This window comes from Bacillus sp. FJAT-50079, from assembly GCF_018343515.1.
GTDB lineage: Bacteria > Bacillota > Bacilli > Bacillales > Bacillaceae_C > Lederbergia.
In genome coordinates this window covers 373,986-399,306 of the sequence record NZ_JAGYPD010000006.1, presented here as the reverse complement: position 1 = coordinate 399,306, position 25,321 = coordinate 373,986, and the positions used below count along the sequence as shown (strand labels likewise).

The window sequence follows — 25,321 nt, the reverse complement described above, 5'->3', positions numbered from 1 at the left end:
TTACCGCTAGATGATTCGTTTGTCAAGCACAAAAAAAGAAGCCCCACCGGCATTCGTTTCTCCGGTGGGAGTTGATTCATTTTTGGTTTGTAATAAACTGATCAAGGATTTGATTAAACTTCTCACTATGTTCCCAAAACATTAAATGCCCGCCAAGCACTTCCACAGATGTTTGTGGGGTAAGTTTTTCTGTAAACGCCCTTGCCTGCTCTGACCAATGTTCAGCAATAATGGTTAAAGTCGGCACAGTTTCACTTGCAAGCTTAGCTTCTTCTCGGTAATCAGAAAACATGCCGGATGAGAATAAATTAGCCGCAATATAATATGGGGTTTTTAATGATTGTTCAACGAGCCAGTTTACCTCCTGCGCTTCTAATTCGCGCTGAACCATTACATCCTTCGCATAGGCGGCAATGAATTCTCTTTGTTTTTCTGGACTTTGCAAATAAATGGTATAAGCAGTTGCAATGTCGTCAAGTGGTCCTTCCACCCAATCATGCTCATGGTCGTTTGACAATGGTTTTGGCGATAAATCAACAAAAACCAACGATTTAATCCGATCAAACCCACGTTGTCTAATGTATTCCCACATCGTTAAACAGCCAAATGACCAACCGACTAGTGTAACTTCCTTCAATTCGAGCGCCTCAATCACTTTTATTAAATCCGTTCCATGTGTCGTATAATCATTCCCATGCACGGTAATGGTTGAACGTCCATGACTCCTTGGGTCGATAACGATGACTCGATTTGTTTTTGAGAAATGGGATACTTGCTCCACAAAAACTTCGGTTGTAAACGTCCACCCCGGAATAAATACAATCGGTTCACCGCTTCCTATATCTTCCACAAAAACTTCGATACCAGGATCTACTTCAATATATTTGCCATTAACAGCTGCCACAACTCTTCCCCCTTTTTAATCAACTTCATCATATGAACATATTCGCTTAAACATCACGACATTCCTTCAACCAATCACTGTATTTACTCGTTGTAAGAATGCTAAAATGAAGAAAATACGTTAGGAAAGAGGAATTGCTATGTGCCGAAACATTAAAACATTATTTAATTTTGATCCTCCCGCAACGGACGACGAAATCTATGCTGCATCTCTCCAATATGTCCGCAAAGTATCCGGATTTCAAAAACCATCGATGGTGAATGAGGCAGCCTTTCAACAAGCGATTGAGGAAGTCGCTGGCATAACGAAAAATTTACTTGATTCCCTTGTGACAAATGCCGCTCCCCGAAATCGTGAGGTTGAAGCGGAACGAGCGAAAGCTAGAAGTGCCAAAAGATTTGGTACTCCGTCTGCAAAAGTCGATCGTACTTAATAGAGAATGATCGGCTTTTGTCTTACAAAGAAATTTACATATTAAAGAAAATACATATATGTTAAAATTATAAGAAAATAGGTGGTGTGATCATGAGGCATGAAAATGAAACACCAGAAAGAAGAAGAGATAGATTAAGATTAGAAGAATTAAAAAGAAACCCTACTGGAAGTTTGAACGATGCGTTTACTCGAGCAAACAGTGGAAGCCTTGCTGATTTGGTCGGTAGTTTAGGCTGGAAAGGTACCGGTATCCTTCTCGCTGTCACCATTATCGGTTTTATCCTTATTTCATTCATTTTTAGCTAGGAAGACCTCCATTGAGATCTTCCTTGTTATCATGATGAAAATTATTCATCATCAAAACTTTCCGCCTGCTTCATTCTTAAACGATACACATAATATACAGGTATGAGACCACAGATGAAAATAATCGCTCCCATTAATAGTCCGTCTACCCAGCCGAAGTTTGGAGTTATTGAAGTAAGATAAGCAACTGCTCCAACAATGATCATCAATACAATTAAACTGATTGCAAATGACTTTTTCGGGTTTTTTATTTCTTTTTCATGTTCCACGCTGACGCTCATCGTTAAATACAAATAAACGACCGTCGATAACATGAATACGATCCAAAGTGGATTCGCACGCATCTCCTCTACTCCACCTTGAATAAAGTTGTAACCAAGAATACATACAATTCCGATCGTTTGAATGACATACGTCATTCTTACATGCTGCAAATTTTTCAAATTCAGTCTTTCATCTCTAATTTTTTTCATCAAACTCCTCCTTTTCCACCCAAAAAATTTCATCTAATTTGGCATGTACAGCATAGCAAATGTGTAAACAAAGCTTTAAGGAAGGATTATACTTTCCTTTTTCAATCAAACTAACGGTTTGGCGTGTAATTCCAACTGCATCAGCTAGCTGTTGTTGGGTCAAATTCGCTTTTACCCTGGCAATTTTCACGTGATTTTTCATCGGTTAACCTCCATCTATAATGTAACATATACATTACTATATGTAAACTATATATTACATTCGTGTACGGAAAAAGGTGCTTCATCGCCATTGTGACGTATGAAACACCTTGCTAATTTACCAAGGTACACTTAATATCTGACTTCGATGTTTCAATTTCCTTTAAGAGCTTGATCATTTACAAAAAAGCGAATTTCATGATTGTTTTCTACATTATTATAAGAATAGTTTGCACGCTGACTTGGGAATGGTGTGTAATCGAATTCGAAATACTCTTCTACTCCGTCAAGCGTCGCTTTTTTTCGCTTATAAATATTCATGAAAAGTTCCTTTTTCTTCTCCTGTTTTAATCGCCCATACGGAAAATTAGAATCATATACATATAAACGAATGAGGTTCTGATCAAATTCATCATATTCCATTTTATATACATTGACGGCATGGCCGCCCGCTTCTTGGTGTAAAGAAGCATAGATCGTTTGCCCATTGGATAACGTTTGTTCAATCTGATCGATGATCGATAGTTTGGAAGAATCATATGGCTTCGTTTTATAATTGATCACTTCATTGGCATAGATCCATTGTGTTTCTAACATTTTTACTAATGTACGATCCGGCTCTATTATAGTCTCAGGATTAATCGTGATGTTATCAATATATTTTTCTACTCCGAGGTATGAAATTTGCTCATCTTTAAAGTGATAAGCATATAAATATTTATTTTCCAAAAATGGATATTGATCCAATTGTGGTGTCAAGTCATATGACAAATTTGTATAATCAGAATCTAAGAGCACTTCCCGTAACCAGGATTTCACTGTTTCTGGTTGATATGCTAATTCCTCTTCAATCGCTTCGCCATTAAAGACCCGTTCAATTACCCGCACGATTCCCGCGCAAATTCCTCCATCCCCAATCGGGGTTAACAAATTACCAAATCTAAAAGCATTCGTATTCGCAAGGAATCCAGTATCAATCACTTTGGAAGAATAAACATGCTCTTGATTAAATTCATCATCGAATATCCAAGGCATCGAATACTTCTTCACATATTCTGGTGTCCCCATCACGGTTCCATAGTCGAGCAGTGCACGTGCAAGCAACTCACCATCTGTTTGTTCCAATGGTTGGAAAATTTTATCCAATAAAGCAAATACTTTATCTAGGAAAGCGGCAGATATTACACCGATTTTCCCAATCGATAACTCCGTAATTCCGTATTCCTCATCTTCATATTTATCTTCTACAAACTGATCGCTATCTCGCCATGAGCGCTTAAAAATAAATACTTTATGATCAAATCCTAAAATTGCACGGCTAAATTGAAAACCGGAAACGCGGAAATAATAATATTTCTCAATTCGTTCATATGTGTCTGGATTGAGGATATAAACAGGATATGAATCATTGATCGTTGCAATGATTGCATCTTCCTTTATATGCTGCTGTTTTATTTCTACAAAATCTTCCTTAGTAAAATCAAAATAAAATGCTTTTAACTGATCCTGGTTTTCTATCTCTTCCGGTAACGCTAATTCCACTTCACCACTGTAATTTAAAAATTGTACAGGCTGCCGAACAGGTTGATAAATTTCATCAAGCGTGGGATGCTCATATGTTTCAATGAATGTATGATATTTGGCGTTTAAATCAGTTGTATGAAGCGCAACATCCAATTCATGGTTTTCTATACTAAACTCATTTATCGTTTTTTTATCTATTTTTTCGTTCGGATCCAGTCCTTCCTTAATTTTAGCTAAATCACTAATACCATCATCGGAAGTTGAGTATTTTTTTGGATCTAAATGATATGTATGGATCGCATCCCAATCGGAAATCCCATTTCCGGACGTATCTGTACGATAAGGATTCAATCCTGCTTTGACTTTTTCTTTAATCGACATATTCCCGATTGTTTTATCTCCATGTAGTTCAACCATCGTTTGAGTAGAAATGGCCGAATCGATTGGTAAAGCTTTTAAATATTTTCCAAGTTTGTAATCTTTATATTGATGATAGCCCCAAATCCCCGCAACAATCAGTAAAGAACTACTGATTAATATCGTTAATGAAATGAGTATGAACTTAGCAAATTTCCGCCAAAATGTCTTCATCCCAACCCCTCCCTTATAAAACAGATAAATAATCAACACTCAGTATACGTGAACAATTCTGAGTTTTGCTTATATTTGAGAAAGATAAGTAAAAAGTACGGCGTATCTTTCATCGTGTTTCGGGAAAATAGGAAAATAGATGGATGAAAATAATAATTGTAGTAGTGAAAGGAGCATAGGAAGAAAGGATGCCTCTCCCCCATTTTTTGAAGAATGTACTTGTAATTGTGTCAATGTCTTATTTCACCAATCTTGGCTTTGCAAACCCCATTCTACATAAAGACCAATGAAAGGTGGTCTTTTGAATGACATCACTTATGTCCCATAAATGATCGACTATCCGCAATTCCACGCGACGCGCAAATAGTTCTGCAAATATATCCTCTATTTCTATTTTAGCAATCGGGATTTGGGTTATCTCACTCGTATAATAACCTGCATTTTCATCTAGATGGGTAAAATGTGTGGAAGCGAATTCGTATAAATATAGCTTCGTATCTTTCATTCTTTCAAACCAGCTATTCTCAATAATTACGACATGAGAACAAGTTTTCGAAGTTAAATATATTTGCTTATCTATTTCTAATGTGTCAGGCCCGACATGAAAGCAGACTCGTGGGCAGTTTCATGGAGTAAAAAAGTTTGGTAAGCATGTTTCATTAATGGCCCAAACAAGTCCCTTCGTTTGATCAACATCTGTACGGCTTAGTATTCTTGGATGAAATACTTCGATATTACTTTCTTCACTCACATGAAATAGTCGCACAGCCTTCTCTCCTCTATACATTTATCAACGGAATCTATTTCAGTATAGATGGTCTTTTTATATGATGATATAGCAACCCTCTTAATAAAGTTTATATTTAAGGGGGTTATATTTATACTTCCTTATTTAATGTGATTCAACACGATCAACGTGGTTTACATGTTTGTAATTAAGCAAAATATACAGAACCGATATGAACACAAATATGGCACCGACGATGAATGGAACTTGCGGATTGAAGATTTCCGCTAACTTTCCAGCTGTAAATGGTGCAATAGCTCCTCCTAGGAAACGAAGGAAACTATAAGCAGCAGACGCCGTAGACCGTTCGACAGGCGCAGCATTCATCACGGCGGTTGTAATTAATGTATTGTTGTTTCCTAATAATGCCCCTGCCAAAATAACAGCTGTAATGACTACCCAAGAAGTCGACGTCCAAATACCCATCAGAACTAACAATACAGCAAATAATCCGAGCATGATACACATCGATTTAATCGTTCCAAATCGTTGTTGCAATTTAGGTGCCATGAAAACAGAAGTAATGGCCAGCAAAATCCCCCAGCCTAGGAAAACAAATCCCAGCCCGTGTTCATCTAAACCCATTACGAAAGGTGCATATGCTAATAGAGTAAAAAAACCAAAATTGTACAAAGCAGCCGTAATGCCAAATACGAGTAGAGAACGATGTCGCAAGGCGCGAAATGGATCGAGTAAAGATGTTTTTCTTTGCGTAGATCGCTTTCTATTCGTTTGTGGCATGAATGTTAAAAGACCGACAAAAGCAATCACCATCAATGTAGCAACCCCAAGAAAAGGACCTCTCCATGAAATGGCACCCAACCAGCCGCCAATAAGCGGGCCAACGGAAATACCTAGACCAATTGCCGCTTCATATAAAATAATGGCCTTAGCTGTTCCACTATTTGAAAGAGACACGATCGCCGCTAGGGCTGTGGCAACGAATAATGCGTTACCTAAGCCCCACCCACCTCGTAAACCAACAAGTGTCCAAATATTATTCGATAATCCACCAAGAGCGGAAAACACAGCGATAATGATAATTCCAGCTAATAATGTCCATTTAAGCCCAAGTCTTGATGAAATGACGCCAGTAATTAGCATTGCCACCGCCATAACTGCATTATAGCTCGTAAAAAGTAAAGTTACTTCACTATGTGTAGCATGTAGTTTCTCAGCAATAGCGGGCAAAATCGGATCCACGAGACCTAAGCCCATGAAAGCAATGATACTGGCGAAGAAAACGGCCCATACTGCCTTAGGTTGTTTAAGAAGACTTGTTTCTTCGTATGTTTTATTCGTTGTATCAATCATAAAATTAACTCCCATTCAAAATTAGACTTTTCGTTTACTTATATATGCGTATAAAATGAATCTCATCATCCCGATCCATATCTTTTCCGTTTTCCTGCACTAGACGTAATGCGTTAATCTCTTGATTACATTCCCCTCTTCTTTTATAAATTATTTACATTACTTTCTACATAGTTGTATGTTACAACTATATTATTATACAACTAAATAGTTGTATAATGCAACCATATAATTGTATAATGCAATTAGTCGCTTATGCTAGGCTAGAAAGTAATTGACAGTCATTCACAATAGGTTATTATCATTCATATATAAAGATAAGGTGGTAAGAAAATGAATAAACATTCGTTAGAAATAATTGAGCTAGAGATGGCGGTCTTAGTTCGCCACCTCAAATCGGTTACATCTAATATAGGGAAGCTAGATAGGTCCGCCTATCTTTTACTACATAAACTATTTGCGGAAGGTCCCTTGGGGGTGAAAACGTTGGCTAATAAATTGCAATTAGATATCTCGACAGTCAGCAGACAAACATCGGCGTTGGAACAAAAAGGATATGTGGAGAAGATCCCTGACCCACAAGATGGCAGATCCTACTTCTATCGGATTACCGATTTAGGAACACTGGAATGGAGTAAATACAAAGAAGCTCGATTGGATAAATTAACTAAATTACTGCATGAATGGTCTGATGAGGAATGTGAGAATTTTGGTCAACTATTGAAAAAGTTTAATCATACGTTTATAGGCAATTGATTGCCATTTCTTCTTTAAATGCATCAAAGAACACCGTCCAAATTAAAGACGGTGTTCTTTTTACTTTTTCGGTGACTGCAAAGTAATTCCCTTTCTGTTCTGCATGCAGTGCCAACAATTATTTCTCTCACTTTCATTTTTTCATTTCGGAAAAAGATGCAATTCAGGTTGATTTTGCGATGGACTCCTTACTATCCAAAATTTCACTGTGATTTAATATAACAGACATCTAAACGATTCTGTTTCGTAACTCGCTTGTAATCTCCTGATAACTTTCATTTGATAGGCTTGATGAGAGAAAGATATGTTAAGGAGCCCAGCCAAATGAAATTAAAAGCTTTACTTTGTCTATTTTTGAAAAAACATAAGTTTAATTATTATACGGATGAATGCGTTAGATGCGGAAAAATAAGAAAAATTCAATAAAACAAGGGAACCATTAATTTAGCAAAGGTTCCCTTTGTTTTCGTTTTTTTATGATTGTAGCAAACTAGCGTCATAAATCGTGTAATCACAGCGATAGATAAATAGATACTTCCCATCAATTAATATTCCCGTTGATTTATCAATATCAGTTGCGAAATACGAGACATTATCACCGACGAATGTTGCTAATGGTTTCCCCGATTGGGAGCGAATCAAAATGACTTTGCTTTTGCCGGTCGTAATATTTTTCATATCATTAACCATTCTATTGACAAAAGGAATTGATCGGTCCATGTTTTGCACGTCGACTGTTTTAGCATATTCCTCAAATACGTTCGTCAAATCTTTTTCATATAAAATTAAGCTACTGCCAACGTGAACAACGGATTCGCCACCAATCGTAAGGCTAAGCACGGAAGATTTCTTCGTTGTGTTCCCTTCCCCATCTTTTTCCGCAAATTTATCTTCAGAACCGATACTAATTGACTTTCCTTCGATTCGATCGATCACATTGCTCTCTTCATCATATGTTTGAATGATTGCTTCTCGACCTTTTAACGCTTCTTTCATTTTTCCAATTTCGTGATTAAAGAAATTACATCCTGAAAGAAGGAGTATACTAAGTGCAATTCCCATCATCATACATGTTAAATATTTGTTTTTCATATAACCAACTCTTTCCTCACGACGATTTTGTTTCAATACTTACTTCATCCACCCAATCATAGATGCTATGTTTTAATTACGATTGAACATAACGAAAGGTTTCTTTTATTTCTAATTTTGTTTAACAAGACACCTTGTTTCTGATGAGAGGATTTCGATGGTTTCATTTTCATCCATTTTGAGGTATACTAAAAATAAATAATCATATAATAAAAAAACCGTTCCGATGTTGGACCATCGAAACGGCAAAGCAATAGCAGATTCCCTTTACGGGGGTCAGCACTCAGAGTGAGAAATAATCCATCAGAGCGGTGAAACTCAAGGGTGGATTATTTTTTATGGTTAAATGACAGGACAGCAACGATTAAGCTTGCGAAGGCAATTGCAAACATCAATGCTTGAAAAACTGTCAACAGCATCACCCCCTTTCACCCGGGGATGTGCCGACCACCCTTGAGAAATCTATTCTATTGCTTCTTTTATTATAACATTACCTCGAACAGAACACACGTTTCTTTTATAGTGATAACAAATCCTTTCAGCTAAAAAAGCCCCTTCCTATTGGAAGACGCTTTTAGTAACGAGCATGTCTTAAGCTTCAGTGTCAGAGCTGAAGGATCGTTGACCTAGTTCTTTTTCATACATATACAATGAATTCATGTCTTCGCCGATTCGTTTTAAATATTCGATATGTTTATCAAATGTAGCTTCTTCTTCTACTTGTTCATCAAGAAACCAACGCAAAAATGAAATCGTTGCATGTTCTTTTTCCTCCCAAGCCAAGTCAGTCAATTCGTATATGTTTTTAGTTACTGATTTCTCTTGTTGTAGTGCTGTTTCAAAAGTATCTAAAATGGAATCGTAATTGATTTTTGGTGCGCTCGCTCCAGTAAATTCTGCGTGCACCCCACGGTCATTCAAATATTGGTATATTTTCATGCCATGGAACCGCTCTTCATCAGCTTGTTGAAGGTAATAATGCGCAAACCCGCTATAATTAGTATGTTCACAATAAGCAGCCATGGCCATATATGATTGGGCAGCTTCAAATTCAATGTTCATTTGTCGATTTAACGCCTTTGCAATTAGTGGACTAAGCAAAAAAATCCTCCCCTTCTTACACTCATTTTCTTTTATTTTACACGATTCAACATGAATTGGCACGTTCGAAGCATAATGTTGAATCATAGATTATTATTCTTTTCCTCTTTACATCGATTTTTTATTTGATATAATCATCATAGGTTTTCCATTTTTCTATCTATTCTGACAAAAGATAAGGAGGTTATTGAATGTCAAATCACAGATGGTCTGCTTTTAGTGGACAATCACCAGATTCACCAATTGAAGTCAATGTTCGTATGAAGAAGTTTGAACATCCAGATGAACATAAGGAACTCATCGAAAAAGTGAAGTTAGGTTCTCAATTTCAAATGCGATATCGCGCTCTCTTGGAATTTTACGGTGATGATTTACTCGCCTACAAACATAAGAACATAACCAGTAAAAATGTAAATGAATTTCTTCGTATTTTCTCCGCCTACCTTACTGATTACTTAGAAGATCAGACCCCCAGCTCTTGGAAAGATTGCCACTTCGCCTTTTGGGAAGAACTAATTTACGCCTTTTACCCTCAACATATGAAAATTTCTACAAAACAAAAAGATACGACTACTTTTCTTTTCCACCTAAAAAAATTCTCCTACTGGCTTGATCAACGTTCGGGAAATTCTTCATATAATATCGTCGATCAACTCGCAAAAGACTCCATCCCCATTCTTACCGTATGCGAAAGACTTTTAAACTCCCTTTATTTACATCTATTTCCAAACATCCATCATAACAGTTGGGATCCAATCGAAGCAATCGATCGATTAAACGATAATTTCCAAAATTATCAAGAAGCGGTTACAGGCATATTTAAAGTGAGTAATATGAGCGATTATATTTTAACCATTGATGATATCGATTCTGGACAAACCTATCAGATTATAGATTTCCCTGTAAAAAAGATCGCACCAAATATTTTATTGGACGGAATCATCGGGAAAAAGACAAATGAATTTTTTTGGGAATGGCATTATACGATTGGCGTCTATCCATTGCAAGCTGAAAAATATATTTTATTGAATTAAAACAAATCGCCTGATCTCACTAATGAAGAGAGCTAACTTAGACATCAATCTTAACCTTGTGTGTTTCCGCAGTTAAAATTAATTGTACAATATCTTCTGACCTTGACGGATTATTTGACACTAGAACACTAAGCCCTTAACAATTCTTTGCATCTAGACGGCATAAACGATACCCTCAAATTCCACATGCTGCACGGGAAAATGTAAGTGCGATAGCAGGTAGAATTGATAATTTTCGTCCCTCTTATTTTCATATTAAAAATAAAAGCCTGAAAAGACCAGTGCGGTCATTCCAGGCTTTCATTTAAATTATTTAATTTTATTAATTTCATTTTTTAACACTTCAGCAAGCGCTCCGTATATCACTTGGACACCCTTCCCTTTTTTGAAGACACCTTTTGCTTTTAATTCATCTTTCCAAACTGAATCAGAAGCAACTTTGTCGATATCCTTTACAGTAACCCTTAATCTAGTAATACACGCATCAACATCAGTTAAGTTTTCTCTTCCACCCAATGCACTTATTACTTCCTCTATATCAATTTCTTTTAAAAGAGCATCTTTTTTAGTATATAACTTATTTTCAGCGTCTTCCCCACGACCTGGTGTTTTAAGATTCATCTTTAAAATAAGTATTTTAAATGTGTAATAATAAATAATTGCAGTTGGAAGACCCAAAATTAAAATCCAAATATAATTCGTTTTTGCATTTCCTTGCAATAATCCAAATAAAGTAAAATCGATAATACCTCTAGAGAAGGTTACTCCTACTGAGACATCAAGCGCATATAATACAGCATAAGATATTCCTTCTAATATAGCATGAATTACATAAAGAATTGGCGCTACGAATAAGAATGTAAACTCTATCGGCTCTGTAATCCCGGTTAAAAATGAGGTTAATGCAGCAGAAAACAGTAATCCACCAACCACTTTTTTATTTTTATTTTCCGCTGTTTTATACATGGCAAGTGCCGCAGCTGGAAGACCAAACATCATTGGCAAGTATCCGCCTGTAAAATACTTTGTTGCTTCTGCCGAAAATTTTGTGACCGCCGGATCAGCAAGCTGAGCAAAGAAAATCGCTTGACCACCTTGTACTAATTTTCCGGCTACCTCCATTTCCCCACCAAGTGATGTATACCAGAAGAGAGGATAAATAGCATGGTGAAGGCCGAAAATGTTTAACAGGCGCATTAATGATCCGTAGAAAAATATTCCTATTGGCCCTGTTCGACCAAAGAACTCGGAAAAAGTTGAAATTCCGATATGAATATATGGCCAAATAAATGGAATAATCGCTCCAATTACACTGATTGACAACACTGAAATAATTGGAATAAATCTTACGCCGGAAAAGAAGGATAATGCATCTGGAAGCCTTTTATCATAATACTTATTTGCTAAAAAGGCGACAAGTAAACCAACAATAATTCCACCAAGCACACCAATTTTAACCGTAAAAATCCCAAGTTCATACCCAAAAACGTTTGCTTGTTTTGCTGCTTCTACTGAATCTAGTCCTTTTGTTAAGAAATAGTCTACTGACGTCGTTTCTGGAGTGTGACCTAAAAATCCTAAAATCGTACTTATAATTACGTGCATTACAAGAAATGCAATCGCAGCAGATAACCCAGCCGCTCCTTTTTCTTGCAATGCTAATCCTGAAGCAATACCGACAGCAAAGATAAGCGGAAGGTTGCTAAAAACAATACTTCCTATCGCAGACATCGTGCTTAAAACATAGTATAAAAATGTGCCATCCCCTAAAATATTTGTTAACCCGTAGGTTTCAACCATTACAGGATTAGTAAATGCTGCACCAATACCGAGCAATAACCCAGCAATAGGCAAAACGGCAATTGGAATCATAAAAGCTTTACCTAAACGTTGAAGTTTTTCAAACATTTTTTATTCCTCCATTTCCTCAATCGACTTTGTCTGTATAGCTGCGACAAATCGTTTTGTTATTTCACGCGGTCTCGTAATTGCGCTTCCAACTACTGCCGTGTGTATACCTTGTTCATACGCCTTTTGAAGCTCTTCGGGTGACCAAATATGCCCCTCAGCTATTACAGGAATGGTAAGCGATGTAGTTAGTTCCTTTAATAAATCAAAATCGGGAAGAGAACGATGTTTAGTTTCTTCTGTATAGCCAGCAAGAGTACTTCCAACCATATCAACACCTAATCTTTCACATTCGACCCCTTCACTAAATTTAGATATATCCCCCATTAGAATAATGTTTGGAAATAGCTCTTTAGCCTTTTTCACAAGTTCCTCTAACGGCATATCATCGGGTCTTTTTCTATCTGTGGCATCGAATGCAACAATATCTGCACCCGCTTCATACACCTCTTTAATTTCTTTTAAAGTTGGAGTAATAAAAACAGGATTATCACCGTAGTTTTTTTTCAATAAACCAATCACAGGTAAATTTACTGTTTTTTTGATTTCCTTTATGTCAGCTGGACTATTAGATCTAATTCCAACAGCCCCTCCTTCCAATGCGGCATAAGCCATGCGCCCCATAATAAAAGAACTGTGAAGCGGTTCATCCTCTAAAGCTTGACATGAGACAATTAACCCACCTTTGACAGCTTGTAAAATATCATCTTTTCTCATAGAAGTTCACTACCTTTTTTGTAATTTGTTAAATGATATCTACCGCGATGCAATTAGCATCAAATAATTGGTTATATTAAAAATATGTAGCATCACTCCCTTCATTTATTACTACTTCAAGATGAATATTTTCCCCTTATTATAAATAAAAGGTGGTTTTTTTCTCCTTTTTATTTTATAAAAAGATCCCTTTACAGTCGGATCAAGTTATCAACGATTGAGACAAATGAAAGTTGGATACGTTTCTGCAACTGCTTAGAATCCTTTATTAGCCGGTGCTTGATAATTATGCTGTCTCTAGCTAATTATAGAAATTGTCACTTTTACGGCTTGAATATTATTATAACCATTCCGACAAATGAATAATCGGTTACTTCCTTTTTGACTTCAGCCGATAAGTACATATCGGCCATTGACCCGTACATGGCATAGGTCACAGTGGCGTTGCCATGATCTGACTATGCCACTGTTCCACATCGCACATCCTCCACTTGCTATTCAACTAACTTAATGATTCGATGATCTCATGTAAGCTCATATCTGCCATGGAGTTTATTTTTAAATGATACTGTTCAAATGGTAGCGACTTCGTCACCGGATTCGGTATGATAACCGTGGGAATCTTTGCTTCAATCGCGGCAAGCAATCCATTCAGAGAATCTTCAAAAACGACCGCCTCATTTGGCTCTATTTCAAGCACCTCAAGTGTTTTTAAAAATAAATCTGGCGCTGGTTTGACGTGCTTTACATCATCTCTTGTAATTAAGTGGTCAAAATAGCTAAGTAAGTGTAAATTCGTCAAATGAGTCGTCGCCCATTCCCTTGTCGAGCTCGTTGCTAAGGCAATCGTTATGCCCGCATTTTTGGCGTCTCTTAAATATTCGGCGACGCCTTCGCGAGCTTCCGCTTCCTGTACAAGTTTTTCATGCAGTATCCCCGCACTTTTTCGAATTTGATCCGCGTCCAACTCTTCTCCAATGACTTCTTTTAAATATGAAAACAACAAGGTATCATTTGAACCAACACATTTTACAAACTCTTCAAGTGGTAAATCAAATTGAAACTGTGATTGTAACACCTCTTTAAATGAGTGGTACCATGCCGTCTCCGTATCTAAAATTAACCCATCGAAATCAAAGATGACTGCTTTAATCATGATCTTCCTCCTTAAAGTATCGACCGGTTTAAAACATCTTCTAATAAACTCCATGCTTCCTGACTATTGGGGAGCGTAAGATCTGGTTCAAACCCATAATTTATGTACATGTTGATCGCCTGATAGCTCGTCGTCTGCGATGTAAGATAAGCTTTTGAATGATGATCTGCCAAAATGTTCATCGCGGCACTAAGCAATGGTTTTGATAGCTTTCTTCCTTGATATTCTGGAACGACGCCTACCCAGTGGATTCTACCTGCTATTTCACCATCTCCATTTACATCTCCATACCATGCCGTTGTCGTTGCAATCGGTTCTCCATGCTCATTTTCAATAAATAGGCAGCGTGAAGTCATTTCATCAATGTATGGTCCAAATTCTTTATTGAAGCGTTCCAATGCTGCTTCTTCATTTATAAATTCATCGACACTTGTTTCAATTCTAGCCCAATGATGTTCGTCACCTTTTCTAAATAGACGAATGGTAAATCCTTCTGGAAGTGAAAATTGGGGAATGTCTAATAAGTTTTTACGCACCATTTTAACAGAAATTCTTTTCATTAAAACCATCTCCCTATTCTAAACATCAATCAATATTTTAATATGCTTTTTCCGCTACTGCATTCGCTGTCACTTCTTTATATTTTAGTGCCTTGTCTTTTAATCGGCTAGCAACACCATTGCATAACATATCAATCACAAATAATTGGGCAATCTTTGCTGACATCGATCCCCCTTGAAGTGCGGTTTCCCTCCCGCCAGTTAGTAAAACAACATCAGATATTTTTGTTATAGGTGAGCGTGTGAATTGGGTAATCGATACAATTTTCGCCCCATTTTCTTTTGCAATTTTTAAAGCATCGACCGTATCTTTCGTACTTCCCGTCACCGAAATGCCGATCGCCACATCTTCATCGGTTAATGTTGCTGCCGACATCGCTTGAATATGGGAATCGATAAACATTTCCGTAATGACACCAATTCTCATCATTTTATTTCTAGCATCGATCGCAGTATTCCCCGATACACCTACTCCATAAAAAACAACTCTTTTATGTGCTAGGATAAATTGAATCGCTTTTTCAAGTTCCTGAACATCAATTAAACTCGCTGTTTCTTTTAATGCCTGGATATTATTTGTCATCGTTTTTTGGATAATATATTGCGTTTCATCCAATTCGCCTGCATCTGATTCATCAAACACATCGTGAGGCAATGTTGCTACTTCTTTCGTAATTGCCATTTTAAATGATTGGTAACCTTTAAATCCTATCTTTCTGCAAAAACGTAAAACCGTTGTTTCTCCGACACCGATATGTTCTGCCAACTCGGTTACGGTCATATAAATCGTTAATTCCATATTCGCTAGTACATAATCGGCCACTTTTTTTTCTGCCTTCGTTAACGCATTAAAATGACTTGATATTTTCGTAACCAATTGAACTTGATCATGAAATTCATTCGATGTATCCATAATGACTCTTTCTCCTTTCGCTGTATGATCTCGCTTTTGTCTATTGGGAGAAAACTCAATTGATATTTTGATTATAACAGCCTAAAAGAATATTTCCACCATTTTTTAAAATAAAATCGGTTTTTTTCTCCTTTTCTTCACTAGAACTTGATCCATTGTTTTGGATTCAAGTGATTGAATAAGTATAAGTTCGATTACGAATAGAACCTTTGTACGTTTCATCTATTTAATAAATACGGGTATTTGCGATGTTTCACTTCTGTCCGCCCCACCTTGTTAGCAGTTGATTGATTTCCTCTTCTCGAGGGATCTCTTCTTTCGGTGTTTCCAAAATAAACGGGATGTCAATCAGCTGACTTGTTTTCATAATATGATCAAATTGTCCTTCTCTTATATATCCATGGCCAAAAATCGGAGCATGCCGATCCTTTCCAGAGCGCGTTTCGTATTTAGAATTATTCAAATGAACCAATTTTAATTCAGCAAAATAGCCGAGCTTCAGCCCTTTTTCAAGTAGAATTTTCCAATTTTCCCCATCCCATACCCCTGAGGAAAATGCATGACAGGTATCAAAGCAAAATCCAATTTTTTCAGGATATGAACATAATTTACGTACTTGTGTGAGCTCTTCTAATGTTGTTCCGATCGATCCTGGTAATCCGGCATTATTTTCTAACAATATTTTCGCTTCTCCACTCCAACTTTGAAGAATTTCATTCAACATCTCGATGATGAGTTGATAGCTTGCAAGCGGATTTGTTCGACTAATCTGTTTGCCAAAATGAACGACAACACCAATTGAGCCACATGCTTCAGCGATCTCTAAATCGTTTAATAAAGAAGCAATTACTTCGTTTCTTCTTTTTTTGGTCAAAGGAGTCAATGTCGTTGGATAAGGGGAATGGCTAACAGAGATCAGTTTGTTTGCTTCACAAAATTCCTTGCATTTGCGTGCATCCTCTTTATTAAACGCCTTCATTACCAAGCTTTTCGGATTTTTAGGGAAATATTGAAAAGCAGCAGCATTTATTGCGAGTGCTCGTTTGGCAGCGCCAAAATATCCGTCTTTTATGGAAAGATGACCACCGAATTTCATATCCATTCTCCTCATCCTATGTCTAATGCTGACAAGCTTGGCAATAATACGTTTTCCGTGTAGCAATATCGATTTTTATTATCGGATGTCCACATCGCTTACATGCCTTTCCCTCACGATCATGAACATACATATCATATTTACCTGTATGATGATCGTCTTTGAAAAGAGGTTCATCCATATATCCCCCCTTTTCGATGCCCCGCTGTAAAATAAAGCGAATCGATTCATAAAGGCGAACATGCTCAGCTTCGTTTAAATCACTCATTTTTCTAAGTGGAAGCAATTGTGCTTGCCATAGAATTTCATCTGAATAGCGATTGCCAATACCAGCAAGAACGGACTGGTTAATAAGCGTTGTTTTAATTCCTCCCCTTTTATGTTTCATTGTTTCGAAAAAGGCGTCGATTGTAAAATTCTCAGCAAGCGGCTCTGGACCGATATCTTGAAATTCTTTATGTAACTTGTCTGGCGATAAAAGATGCAAATAGCCAAGTCGCAGTCCGATAAAATAAAGATGATGTTTCCCGAAAGTAAGTTGTACTTGCACGGTACGATTGGGTTTGTCCGCTGCCGCTCCATAAAACATCCAGCCGCCAAGCATCAAATGCAGCAGTAAACAGGACCCGTTTTGCAGATGAAAGATTAAATATTTAGCCCTTCTATCGATCGCTTTAATCGTCTGGCTTTTTACATGATTGATAAAATCATCGGCTTGCTCATTGATTGATTTCGCGCGATTAATTGTCACATTGGTTATCGGGTGTCCAACGAGCATTTGCTGCAGAGCAGATTTATATGTCTCCATTTCCGGTAATTCTGGCATGATACAACCTCCATTTTTACAGCGATGTGCTTATTATTCCTCGATTAAGATAAAATCATTACAGGTTAGGTATTTACGGTAGACAAAAAAACGGGGCGTCCTAGAAGTCAATAAAAGTTTGACCTCTGGGCAGCCCCTTATGCACAGGTAGTTTATCCATTTCCTTCTGATCACATATTTACGACATTTTGGTCAATCGAACTTCATCCGATTGACCCTTGCCAGTAAAAAATCACCAATAAGGTAAATCGATACACGCTCGATTTACCCTCATCGATTAAACCCATCCGATAGGGGCATTCGAAACATGTTCGATTGACCCTCATCGATTAAACCCATCCGATAGGGGCATTCGATACGCGTCCCATTTACCCTCGCCGATTAAACCCATCCGATAGGGGCATTCGATACATGTTCGATTTACCCTTGCCGATTAAACCCATCCGATAGGGGCATTCGAAACATGTTCGATTTACCCTTGCCGATTAAACCCATCCGATAGGGGCATTCGATACATGTTCGATTTACCCTCATCGATTAAACCCACCCGATAGGGGCATTCGATACACGCTCGATTTACCCTTGCCGATTAAACCCATCCGATAGGGGCATTCGAAACATGTTCGATTTACCCTTGCCGATTAAACCCACCCGGTAGGGGCATTCGATACGCGTTCCATTTACCCTTGCCGATTAAACCCACCCGGTAGGGCATTCGAAACATGTTCGATTTACCCTTGCCGATTAAACCCATCCGATAGGGGCATTCGAAACATGTTCGATTTACCCTTGCCGATTAAACCCACCCGGTAGGGGCATTCGAAACATGTTCGATTTACCCTTGCCGATTAAACCCATCCGATAGGGGCATTCGAAACATGTTCGATTTACCCTTGCCGATTAAAAATCACCAATAAGGTCATTCGAGCGCATGATGTTTACACAAAAATTAGTATTACCTTCTAGACAGCCCCGTTTCGCCTTTATTCTTTTACAAATTCCTTTGTACTTCTTACTGTATCAATTGGTCGCACCATTTTTTCAATTTGCTCACGTTTTGGTTCTAAAAATGGCGGGAGCGATAATTTTTCTCCAAGTGTTTCATACGGTTCGTCCCCCATAAATCCGGGACCATCTGTCGCAAATTCAAATAGAATTTGTGGGGCAACTCTCGCATATAGAGAACCGAAAAAGAAGCGATCAACAAAACCGGATGTTTGGAAACCAAAACCTTCTATATGATTCGTCCATTCATCAAGAACTGAACGATCATCAACGCGAAAGGCTGCGTGATGCACTGTGCCGTAGCCTTGGCGGCTTGGTGGTAAAACAGTATTATGCTCGACAACGATTTGTGCTCCATTTCCCCCTTCTCCCATTTCAAATAAATAAAACGGTCCTTCTTGTCCGATTTCCTTACATAATAAAACTTTTTCCAACATTTCTTTAAAATAGTGAAAATCAGCAATACGGACAAAGATTGGTCCTAATCCTGTAATCGCAAATTCCAATGGGATCGGTCCTTTTTGCCAAGGAATACCGGAAGCAACCCCTTGATTGTTTTCATCTGAAATGAGCTGATAGTGTTGATCATCAAAATCAACGAAAGAAAGTGTTTTTTTGCCAAATTGTTCTTTGATTCCACTATGTTGTACATCCAATCGCTCAAAGCGTTTCACCCAGTAATCCAATGCTATATCACTAGGTACCCGAAATGACGTTTTGTAAATTTCATTTGTTCCATGTACTCCTTTAGGAATGCCTGGAAAATCAAAAAACGTCATATCGGTTCCAGCATTTCCTTCATCGTCTGCAAAAAACAAATGATATGTTTGAATATCGTCTTGGTTTACTGTTTTTTTAACGAGGCGCATCCCTAAAACATAGGTGAAAAATTCATAGTTTTTTTCCGCACTACTAGTTATCGCCGTTACGTGATGCAGTCCTTTTAATTCGTTCATTTAAAAGCCTCCTGATTAATTTCCATTTTCGTTTATTATAGCCATTTTGATAAATCATAGAAATTATCTTGAATCAACTTATTCTTAATTCAAGATAAATATATCATGATGGACATTAGCTGTCAACCATACAAAAGTTAATCCTTTTTTCATTTTCCAATTCAACTCTTTTGATGTATACTAATCGTAACATAAAAAAACCGCTCCGATGTTCACGCATCGAAGCGGTCAAGCAATAGTCGACTCCCATCTAGGGTCGGCACTCTTTGGGAAAGTAATCCACTCGAGCGTCCAAACTCAAGGGTGGATTATTTTTTATTGTTAAATGACAGGACAGCAATGATTAAGCTTGCAAAGGAAATCGCAAACATGCATGCTTGAAAAACTGTCAACAGCCTCACCCCCTCTCACTTGGGGATGTGCCGACCACCCTTGAGAGCATCAAATCTATTGCTTCTACCATTATATCATCTCGCGAAATAGAACACACGTTCCTTTGTGTTTATTTGAAAAACATGACTATATTCCTATCTATCCTCAACCTGCCATGTTGCATCTATCTGTCCTTGTAATGCATGGCCTTTGATGACGACTTCATATATTCCTGAATCAGCCGCACGAAAAATGAGTTCATCCTCTTCACTTCGCTCCATCCCTACGAGTTTACCCTTTGCATTCCGTACATGATATCCATGACCTCCCCCATTAAAATTATGAATATGGAGAGAAACCATTACTTTTTCTCCTTCCTGCATTCGGATTGGGATGCGATGCTCCCCATTAAAATAATCAAAACTTGCCTCGTAAGAATGGGTTCCCTTTTCTTCCTTCCAATTTGTTTTCACGGTGAAATCAAATTGAATAATGATGAAAGCTATGATCGGAATGAGAAATGCAAAAATAGATGTTACTATTTTTGATCTTGCTGATATATATGTCCCAAAATAAAATAAGATGGCTGCGAATCCACCGATTGCTCCTGCTATTATCATCAAGATATTGATGCCAAATGCTAGAAAAATAATAAATCCTGCTAAGACATGCAAGAAAGCTTTTATGTATTTCGGATTACTCGGTAATTTCGATACGAGTATATCGATAAGTATCGAGCAGACGATACCATACACAAAAAAGGCGGCCCAAAAAAGGGGATGTTTGATCGCTTCGGAGAACTCATACAGATCAAAATTCGAGGAGAATAAGATAAACATAAGAAAGATACAAAATGAAAAGCCTGCTCCTCCAAGTTTATTTATCATATATGTCGTAATCTGCTTTTGTTTTTCAGTCATGAAATTCCCCTTTCTACTTTGATCTCGCATCGATTATACCATTCAACATTTCCTTTATTGACGCCTTTATGAATTAATTTTTTCTTTCATACGAAGATTGCGTAAATAATAAGGTAAATTTAAAGGGAATGGTGTATAATTTATAAATACTTTCGAAAGATGGGAATGAGTATTGTGAAACAAAATGATCAACGTGCTTACAATTTTAACGCTGGACCTTCTGCACTTCCATTAACCGTCCTTGAAAAAGCTCAACAGGAGCTTGTAAACTTTAAAGGAACAGGAATGTCGATTATGGAATTAAGCCATAGAAGCCCGGCTTATGAGAATGTACATAATGAAGCGATTTCTCGCTTGAGAAAACTATTTTCCATTTCTAATGATTATGAAGTGCTTTTTCTTCAAGGTGGAGCAAGTCTTCAGTTCTCAGCGATTCCAATAAACTTTTTACAGCCGGGGCAAAAAGCCGGATACATCATGACCGGTGTTTGGGCAGAAAAAGCAATTGCTGAAGCGAAGTTATTTGGTGAACCATATGAAATCGCATCTACAAAAGAAGAGCAATATCGCCGTATACCGGGATTGAATGAACTAAACTTTAATAGCGATGATGCCTATGTTCACTTAACATCCAATAACACAATTTATGGCACACAGTGGAATGACTTCCCTGATACCGGAGATGTTCCACTAATTGGCGATATGTCTAGCGATATTATGTCTAAAGCGATTGATGTGAGTAAGTTCGGAATGATTTATGCCGGAGCACAAAAAAATCTTGGACCTTCCGGTGTGACATTAGTAATCATCCGCAAAGACTTATTGGAGAAAGCAAATCCGAATATTCCAACGATGTTAAACTATCAAACACATGTAAAAGCGAATTCACTTTATAATACCCCACCAACATTCGGGATTTATATGCTTGGTGAAGTGTTACGCTGGATCGAGCAATCAGGTGGGCTTGCTGCGATCGAAGAGAATAATATTGAAAAGGCGAAACTAATTTACGATGTGATCGATCAAAGCAATGGCTTTTTCGCTGGTCATGCAGAAGCGGAAAGTCGTTCACTGATGAATATTACGTTCCGTCTTGCTGATGAAGAGCTGGAAAAGAAATTTTTAGCGGAAGCTAAAAATGAAGGCTTTGTTGGCTTAAATGGTCATCGCTCTGTTGGAGGCTGCCGTGCATCAACATACAATGCCGTTCCATATGAAGCATGTAAAGCATTAAGTGAGTTTATGAAGCAGTTCCAAAATAAACATAGCTAATAAGAAAAACCGGGCAAAAAGCGGCCCGGTTTTCTTATTGTTGTTGATCAAACTCCTTTTAAAATAGAACGAGATGATTGTTTCATTTTTGCAAATGCTTGTTCCAAGTCATTGATGAGATCATCTGGATTTTCCAAACCAACTGATAATCGAAGCAAACCATCTGTAATCCCCCGTCTTTCCCTTTCTACCTTCGGCATGGCGGCATGTGACATTTTAGCTGGATAAGATAAGATGGATTCGACCGCCCCTAGACTGACTGCAAAGAGAGGCAGCTCCAAATGATTTACAAGTTGCCGAGCTTCATGCTCGCTATGGAGACAGAAGGAAAGAACCGCTCCTGGTGATGATGATTGATAGCGATGAATTTCTGCACCTGGATGTTCCGCTAAACCAGGATAATAGACTTGCTCTACCTCTTCTCGCCCACGTAAATAAGTAGAAATTTTCAAGGCAGATCTTGACGATTCATTCATGCGTACATATAACGTTTTGATTCCTCTTAATAAAAGCCATGAATCATAAACTCCTAGAATTCCACCAACGGTATTTTGCAAAAATCCAATTTTCTTTCCAAGTTCAGCTGTTTTTGCAACGGCAAGCCCGGCTGTTACATCACTATGCCCCGCTAAAAATTTAGTTGCACTATGCAGGACAAGATCAGCACCAAGTTCCAAAGGCCGCTGTAAAGCAGGTGTCATAAATGTATTATCTACAAAAGTCAGACAGCCATTTGCTTTTGCCAATTTGGCAATCGCGGCAATATCCGTAATGTTTAACGTTGGATTTGAAGGCGTTTCGATGTAAATGACTTTTGTATTTGGCTGGATGGCTTTAGCTACTTGGTCAAGATCAGTTGTATCAACAAAACTATAATCAATCCCAAAGCGTGTTAACACTTGGGTTACGATTCGATATGTTCCACCATACACATCGCGTGAAATTAATACATGATCATGCTGTGATAATATTAAAAATGCTGTTGAAATAGCTGCCATCCCAGATGAAAAGGCAAATCCGCATTTGCCATTTTCAAGTTTTGCAATTGCTTCTTCCAACACTTCTCGTGTCGGATTCTGTGATCGGCTGTAATCATATTTTCCATATTGATCAAAGTCAAATTGATGGAACGTAGATGATAAATAGAGTGGAACATTAACTGAACCTGTATCCTCATCTATTTTTGTTGAATAATGAATGATCTTTGTTTGTAAAGAGTGAAGTCTATCCATTATTGACCGCCTCCCTTTGACAGCACTGAAAAGCATGTTCTAAATCTGCAATTAAATCAGCCGCATGCTCGATGCCAACGGATATTCGCAAAAGCCGATTGCAAAGCCCATACCGTTTTCGAATTGCTTCGGGGATATCAGCGTGCGTTTGTGTAACTGGATACGTAATAAAACTTTCTATACCTCCCAAGCTTTCGGCAAACGTAAATAGTTGGATCGCTTTTAATAACGGCGATACCCACTCTTCTTTTTTGATTTTAAAGCTGATCATTCCGCCCCTTCCCGGATAATAAACATCCGTAACGAAAGAGCTTACTTCCAAATATTTTTTTATTTTGAGCGCATTCTCCTCCTGCTGCCTCATCCGTAAGGCAAGAGTCTTCATTCCCCTAATTAAAAGCCAACAATCGAATGGAGCTAAAACAGCACCGACTGCATTATGAATTTGGAATAATCTCTTACTTATTTCTTTATCCTTTGAAACAACGAGCCCAGCAAGCAGATCATTATGACCCCCTAAATACTTCGTTGCACTATGAATGACGATGTCTGCTCCCAATTCAATTGGCCTTTGAATATACGGAGTGTAAAAAGTATTATCGACGATCAGTAGTAACTGATGGCTGTTTGAGATGTTCGCTATCTTTTTTACATCCGTTTCATTCATTAAAGGATTGGTCGGTGTCTCAATGAAGATCGCTTTTGTAGTTTTTTGAATCAATTGCTCGATGTCACGATCTGTTCTTTCATCCCAATATGTATATGTAATCTGATATTTTTGCTTCAGCCATTCAAAATATCGGTACGAGCCACCATATAGATCGCGAGAGGCGATAATATGATCACCAGACTCAAATAATGAGAACACTAATTGGATGGCGCTCATCCCTGAGCTGCATGCGAATCCACGATCACCCTTTTCTAATTTTGCAATTGTTTCTTCGAGAACAGCGCGGGTTGGGTTTCCAGTTCTAATATAATCGTAGCCCTTGTTCTGTCCAATATCCTCATGTCGGAAGGCGGTCGATAAATAAATTGGCGTATTGATCGCACCAACATATTCATGTTTTTGATTACCAATTTGAGCAAGCACGGTTTCTTTGTGAAAAGTCATTTGCAAAGCTTCCCCCTTTTTTCTTGTTTTTGAGAGGGCTGATTTTACAATAAAAAGAGCCCTCTTCGACAAGAAGAAGGCCCACCATTATATAGCAGTAGGAGTTCTTCTTATCTTTCAAGTTGTTGCCAACTTGCTGGATGTAGCACCTTTCCGTACATACGGTGGTTGCTGAGGCGTCATCGGACCAGTCCCTTGACCTCTCTTGATAAGATTAAAAATGATTTAATTGTATCTATGCACAATGAACAAAAAACACCCGGAAATACAGCTTTTTTAAAGCGAGTATCTCCGGATGTCCGGTCGGTACAATTAATTATTTCGTTCATTTCGGTCAATAGATTATTTGTATTATAGGCATACAATTTAAAATCGTCAAGCAAATTTTGAAATTTTCTTTGAATCATTCACTCTTCCTCATCAAGCGATTCTTCGAAAGCGGCTGAAACCTTATCAAATTCTTCATCGCTTTCAATCGCAGATAAATCACCATCTGAATCAACCTTCATGAAGAAAATATCAAAATCCTCTTCTGATATTTGCTGGATATCCTCTACGAAACCAACCGCCATATATTCGGTTCCGTCTAAAGTTAATGATGCTAATACCTCTACTTCATGCTCCTCATCATTCTCATCTACAATTGTAAAAACCTCTCCAACTTCGACCTTTTCCATGATATTTTCTCCTCTCACATGTATACTGATATTAGCCTAACATATCCAATATCATACTTAAACATACACTATTGGAGGA

The 25,321-nt window shown here is 37.8% G+C and carries 26 protein-coding genes, 1 pseudogene and 1 riboswitch; of the genes and pseudogenes, 5 read left to right on the top strand and 22 right to left on the bottom strand.

What is annotated here, in order from left to right; genetic code table 11:
* Window positions 1-76: 76 nt before the first annotated feature.
* Window positions 77-904 (bottom strand): alpha/beta fold hydrolase, encoded by an 828-nt coding sequence (locus KHA95_RS18160; protein WP_213138969.1) that lies wholly within the window; start codon window positions 902-904, stop codon window positions 77-79.
* Window positions 905-1,043: 139 nt separating this feature from the next.
* Between KHA95_RS18160 and KHA95_RS18155 the strand changes: the two genes are divergently transcribed.
* On the top strand, window positions 1,044-1,337 hold the full coding sequence (locus KHA95_RS18155) for a DUF2277 domain-containing protein (protein ID WP_213138968.1): 294 nt from the start codon (window positions 1,044-1,046) through the stop codon (window positions 1,335-1,337).
* Window positions 1,338-1,429: 92 nt separating this feature from the next.
* The gene (locus tag KHA95_RS18150; RefSeq protein WP_213138967.1) at window positions 1,430-1,645 is read left to right on the top strand and encodes a DUF6366 family protein; all 216 of its coding nucleotides are present in this window, start codon (window positions 1,430-1,432) and stop codon (window positions 1,643-1,645) included.
* Window positions 1,646-1,686: 41 nt separating this feature from the next.
* Here the strand turns inward: KHA95_RS18150 and KHA95_RS18145 are convergent, their stop codons facing one another.
* The 5 genes and pseudogenes from KHA95_RS18145 to KHA95_RS18125 all read right to left on the bottom strand — a co-directional run bounded on the left by KHA95_RS18145 (window position 1,687) and on the right by KHA95_RS18125 (window position 6,535).
* Window positions 1,687-2,118 (bottom strand): hypothetical protein, encoded by a 432-nt coding sequence (locus tag KHA95_RS18145; RefSeq protein WP_213138966.1) that lies wholly within the window; start codon window positions 2,116-2,118, stop codon window positions 1,687-1,689.
* A complete protein-coding gene (locus KHA95_RS18140; protein WP_213138965.1) occupies window positions 2,105-2,320 on the bottom strand; it encodes a helix-turn-helix transcriptional regulator in 216 nt (71 codons plus the stop codon). Before KHA95_RS18140 ends, KHA95_RS18145 begins: the two co-directional genes overlap by 14 nt.
* 152 nt (window positions 2,321-2,472) lie before the next feature.
* Complete coding sequence (locus KHA95_RS18135) at window positions 2,473-4,434, bottom strand: hypothetical protein (protein ID WP_213138964.1); 1,962 nt, start codon at window positions 4,432-4,434, stop codon at window positions 2,473-2,475.
* A gap of 238 nt (window positions 4,435-4,672) precedes the next feature.
* A pseudogene (locus KHA95_RS23290) lies at window positions 4,673-5,185 on the bottom strand (DUF6886 family protein).
* Between the two features lie 141 nt (window positions 5,186-5,326).
* Window positions 5,327-6,535: an MFS transporter gene (locus tag KHA95_RS18125; RefSeq protein WP_249317048.1), complete on the bottom strand. Its 1,209-nt coding sequence runs from the start codon at window positions 6,533-6,535 to the stop codon at window positions 5,327-5,329.
* 333 nt (window positions 6,536-6,868) lie between these two features.
* Here KHA95_RS18125 and KHA95_RS18120 point away from each other — a divergent pair, with 333 nt between their 5' ends.
* Window positions 6,869-7,291, top strand: a complete 423-nt coding sequence (locus KHA95_RS18120) for a MarR family winged helix-turn-helix transcriptional regulator (protein ID WP_213138962.1) — start codon at window positions 6,869-6,871, stop codon at window positions 7,289-7,291.
* Here KHA95_RS18120 and KHA95_RS23210 read toward each other — a convergent pair.
* The 4 genes from KHA95_RS23210 to KHA95_RS18110 all read right to left on the bottom strand — a co-directional run bounded on the left by KHA95_RS23210 (window position 7,278) and on the right by KHA95_RS18110 (window position 9,484).
* Entirely contained in the window at window positions 7,278-7,406 is a 129-nt protein-coding gene (locus KHA95_RS23210) for a hypothetical protein (RefSeq protein WP_283248184.1), read from the bottom strand. The genes KHA95_RS18120 and KHA95_RS23210 overlap by 14 nt on opposite strands.
* A gap of 359 nt (window positions 7,407-7,765) precedes the next feature.
* Window positions 7,766-8,419: a DUF5052 family protein gene (locus KHA95_RS18115; RefSeq protein WP_249317047.1), complete on the bottom strand. Its 654-nt coding sequence runs from the start codon at window positions 8,417-8,419 to the stop codon at window positions 7,766-7,768.
* A 293-nt stretch (window positions 8,420-8,712) separates the two neighbouring features.
* Complete coding sequence (locus KHA95_RS22990; protein ID WP_249317045.1) at window positions 8,713-8,802, bottom strand: putative holin-like toxin; 90 nt, start codon at window positions 8,800-8,802, stop codon at window positions 8,713-8,715.
* A 172-nt stretch (window positions 8,803-8,974) separates the two neighbouring features.
* Window positions 8,975-9,484 (bottom strand): ferritin, encoded by a 510-nt coding sequence (locus KHA95_RS18110; protein WP_213138961.1) that lies wholly within the window; start codon window positions 9,482-9,484, stop codon window positions 8,975-8,977.
* Window positions 9,485-9,675: 191 nt separating this feature from the next.
* Between KHA95_RS18110 and KHA95_RS18105 the strand changes: the two genes are divergently transcribed.
* On the top strand, window positions 9,676-10,518 hold the full coding sequence (locus KHA95_RS18105; RefSeq protein WP_213138960.1) for a hypothetical protein: 843 nt from the start codon (window positions 9,676-9,678) through the stop codon (window positions 10,516-10,518).
* Window positions 10,519-10,827: 309 nt separating this feature from the next.
* On the opposite strand, the gene KHA95_RS18100 is transcribed toward KHA95_RS18105, so the two are convergent.
* From KHA95_RS18100 to KHA95_RS18060, 9 genes are all read right to left on the bottom strand, one after another.
* Complete coding sequence (locus KHA95_RS18100; RefSeq protein ID WP_213138959.1) at window positions 10,828-12,426, bottom strand: PTS transporter subunit EIIC; 1,599 nt, start codon at window positions 12,424-12,426, stop codon at window positions 10,828-10,830.
* A 3-nt stretch (window positions 12,427-12,429) separates the two neighbouring features.
* On the bottom strand, window positions 12,430-13,143 hold the full coding sequence (locus KHA95_RS18095; protein ID WP_213138958.1) for an N-acetylmannosamine-6-phosphate 2-epimerase: 714 nt from the start codon (window positions 13,141-13,143) through the stop codon (window positions 12,430-12,432).
* 502 nt (window positions 13,144-13,645) lie between these two features.
* Window positions 13,646-14,299: an HAD family hydrolase gene (locus KHA95_RS18090; protein WP_213138957.1), complete on the bottom strand. Its 654-nt coding sequence runs from the start codon at window positions 14,297-14,299 to the stop codon at window positions 13,646-13,648.
* A gap of 11 nt (window positions 14,300-14,310) precedes the next feature.
* The gene (locus KHA95_RS18085) at window positions 14,311-14,859 is read right to left on the bottom strand and encodes a GNAT family N-acetyltransferase (RefSeq protein WP_213138956.1); all 549 of its coding nucleotides are present in this window, start codon (window positions 14,857-14,859) and stop codon (window positions 14,311-14,313) included.
* A gap of 37 nt (window positions 14,860-14,896) precedes the next feature.
* The gene (locus KHA95_RS18080; RefSeq protein WP_213138955.1) at window positions 14,897-15,772 is read right to left on the bottom strand and encodes a MurR/RpiR family transcriptional regulator; all 876 of its coding nucleotides are present in this window, start codon (window positions 15,770-15,772) and stop codon (window positions 14,897-14,899) included.
* Between the two features lie 253 nt (window positions 15,773-16,025).
* A complete protein-coding gene (locus tag KHA95_RS18075; protein WP_249317044.1) occupies window positions 16,026-16,874 on the bottom strand; it encodes a deoxyribonuclease IV in 849 nt (282 codons plus the stop codon).
* Window positions 16,875-16,890: 16 nt separating this feature from the next.
* A complete protein-coding gene (gene mutM / locus KHA95_RS18070) occupies window positions 16,891-17,694 on the bottom strand; it encodes a bifunctional DNA-formamidopyrimidine glycosylase/DNA-(apurinic or apyrimidinic site) lyase (protein WP_213138954.1) in 804 nt (267 codons plus the stop codon).
* A 983-nt stretch (window positions 17,695-18,677) separates the two neighbouring features.
* Entirely contained in the window at window positions 18,678-19,655 is a 978-nt protein-coding gene (locus tag KHA95_RS18065) for a ring-cleaving dioxygenase (protein ID WP_213138953.1), read from the bottom strand.
* Window positions 19,656-20,182: 527 nt separating this feature from the next.
* Complete coding sequence (locus KHA95_RS18060; protein ID WP_213138952.1) at window positions 20,183-20,947, bottom strand: hypothetical protein; 765 nt, start codon at window positions 20,945-20,947, stop codon at window positions 20,183-20,185.
* A 174-nt stretch (window positions 20,948-21,121) separates the two neighbouring features.
* Here KHA95_RS18060 and serC point away from each other — a divergent pair, with 174 nt between their 5' ends.
* Window positions 21,122-22,219, top strand: a complete 1,098-nt coding sequence (gene serC / locus KHA95_RS18055) for a 3-phosphoserine/phosphohydroxythreonine transaminase (protein ID WP_481748459.1) — start codon at window positions 21,122-21,124, stop codon at window positions 22,217-22,219.
* Window positions 22,220-22,266: 47 nt separating this feature from the next.
* Here serC and metC read toward each other — a convergent pair whose 3' ends face one another.
* From metC to KHA95_RS18040, 3 genes are all read right to left on the bottom strand, one after another.
* Window positions 22,267-23,451 (bottom strand): cystathionine beta-lyase, encoded by a 1,185-nt coding sequence (gene metC / locus KHA95_RS18050; RefSeq protein WP_213138950.1) that lies wholly within the window; start codon window positions 23,449-23,451, stop codon window positions 22,267-22,269.
* Window positions 23,444-24,565 (bottom strand): methionine biosynthesis PLP-dependent protein, encoded by a 1,122-nt coding sequence (locus KHA95_RS18045; RefSeq protein WP_213138949.1) that lies wholly within the window; start codon window positions 24,563-24,565, stop codon window positions 23,444-23,446. The genes metC and KHA95_RS18045 overlap by 8 nt, the downstream gene beginning before the upstream one ends.
* Before the next feature lie 107 nt (window positions 24,566-24,672).
* Window positions 24,673-24,780, bottom strand: a riboswitch (SAM riboswitch).
* A 192-nt stretch (window positions 24,781-24,972) separates the two neighbouring features.
* The gene (locus tag KHA95_RS18040; protein WP_213138948.1) at window positions 24,973-25,242 is read right to left on the bottom strand and encodes a DUF1292 domain-containing protein; all 270 of its coding nucleotides are present in this window, start codon (window positions 25,240-25,242) and stop codon (window positions 24,973-24,975) included.
* Between the last annotated feature and the right edge of the window lie 79 nt (window positions 25,243-25,321).

Coding starts and splice junctions, on each gene's coding strand:
- KHA95_RS18155 (WP_213138968.1), top strand. CDS start 1,044: ATGTGCCGAAACATTAAAACATTATTTAATTTTGATCCTCCCGCAACG.
- KHA95_RS18150 (WP_213138967.1), top strand. CDS start 1,430: ATGAGGCATGAAAATGAAACACCAGAAAGAAGAAGAGATAGATTAAGA.
- KHA95_RS18145 (WP_213138966.1), bottom strand. CDS start 2,118: ATGAAAAAAATTAGAGATGAAAGACTGAATTTGAAAAATTTGCAGCAT.
- KHA95_RS18140 (WP_213138965.1), bottom strand. CDS start 2,320: ATGAAAAATCACGTGAAAATTGCCAGGGTAAAAGCGAATTTGACCCAA.
- KHA95_RS18135 (WP_213138964.1), bottom strand. CDS start 4,434: ATGAAGACATTTTGGCGGAAATTTGCTAAGTTCATACTCATTTCATTA.
- KHA95_RS18125 (WP_249317048.1), bottom strand. CDS start 6,535: ATGATTGATACAACGAATAAAACATACGAAGAAACAAGTCTTCTTAAA.
- KHA95_RS18120 (WP_213138962.1), top strand. CDS start 6,869: ATGAATAAACATTCGTTAGAAATAATTGAGCTAGAGATGGCGGTCTTA.
- KHA95_RS22990 (WP_249317045.1), bottom strand. CDS start 8,802: ATGCTGTTGACAGTTTTTCAAGCATTGATGTTTGCAATTGCCTTCGCA.
- KHA95_RS18105 (WP_213138960.1), top strand. CDS start 9,676: ATGTCAAATCACAGATGGTCTGCTTTTAGTGGACAATCACCAGATTCA.
- KHA95_RS18100 (WP_213138959.1), bottom strand. CDS start 12,426: ATGTTTGAAAAACTTCAACGTTTAGGTAAAGCTTTTATGATTCCAATT.
- KHA95_RS18095 (WP_213138958.1), bottom strand. CDS start 13,143: ATGAGAAAAGATGATATTTTACAAGCTGTCAAAGGTGGGTTAATTGTC.
- KHA95_RS18090 (WP_213138957.1), bottom strand. CDS start 14,299: ATGATTAAAGCAGTCATCTTTGATTTCGATGGGTTAATTTTAGATACG.
- KHA95_RS18085 (WP_213138956.1), bottom strand. CDS start 14,859: ATGAAAAGAATTTCTGTTAAAATGGTGCGTAAAAACTTATTAGACATT.
- KHA95_RS18080 (WP_213138955.1), bottom strand. CDS start 15,772: ATGGATACATCGAATGAATTTCATGATCAAGTTCAATTGGTTACGAAA.
- KHA95_RS18075 (WP_249317044.1), bottom strand. CDS start 16,874: ATGGATATGAAATTCGGTGGTCATCTTTCCATAAAAGACGGATATTTT.
- mutM (WP_213138954.1), bottom strand. CDS start 17,694: ATGCCAGAATTACCGGAAATGGAGACATATAAATCTGCTCTGCAGCAA.
- KHA95_RS18065 (WP_213138953.1), bottom strand. CDS start 19,655: ATGAACGAATTAAAAGGACTGCATCACGTAACGGCGATAACTAGTAGT.
- KHA95_RS18060 (WP_213138952.1), bottom strand. CDS start 20,947: ATGACTGAAAAACAAAAGCAGATTACGACATATATGATAAATAAACTT.
- metC (WP_213138950.1), bottom strand. CDS start 23,451: ATGGATAGACTTCACTCTTTACAAACAAAGATCATTCATTATTCAACA.
- KHA95_RS18045 (WP_213138949.1), bottom strand. CDS start 24,565: ATGACTTTTCACAAAGAAACCGTGCTTGCTCAAATTGGTAATCAAAAA.
- KHA95_RS18040 (WP_213138948.1), bottom strand. CDS start 25,242: ATGGAAAAGGTCGAAGTTGGAGAGGTTTTTACAATTGTAGATGAGAAT.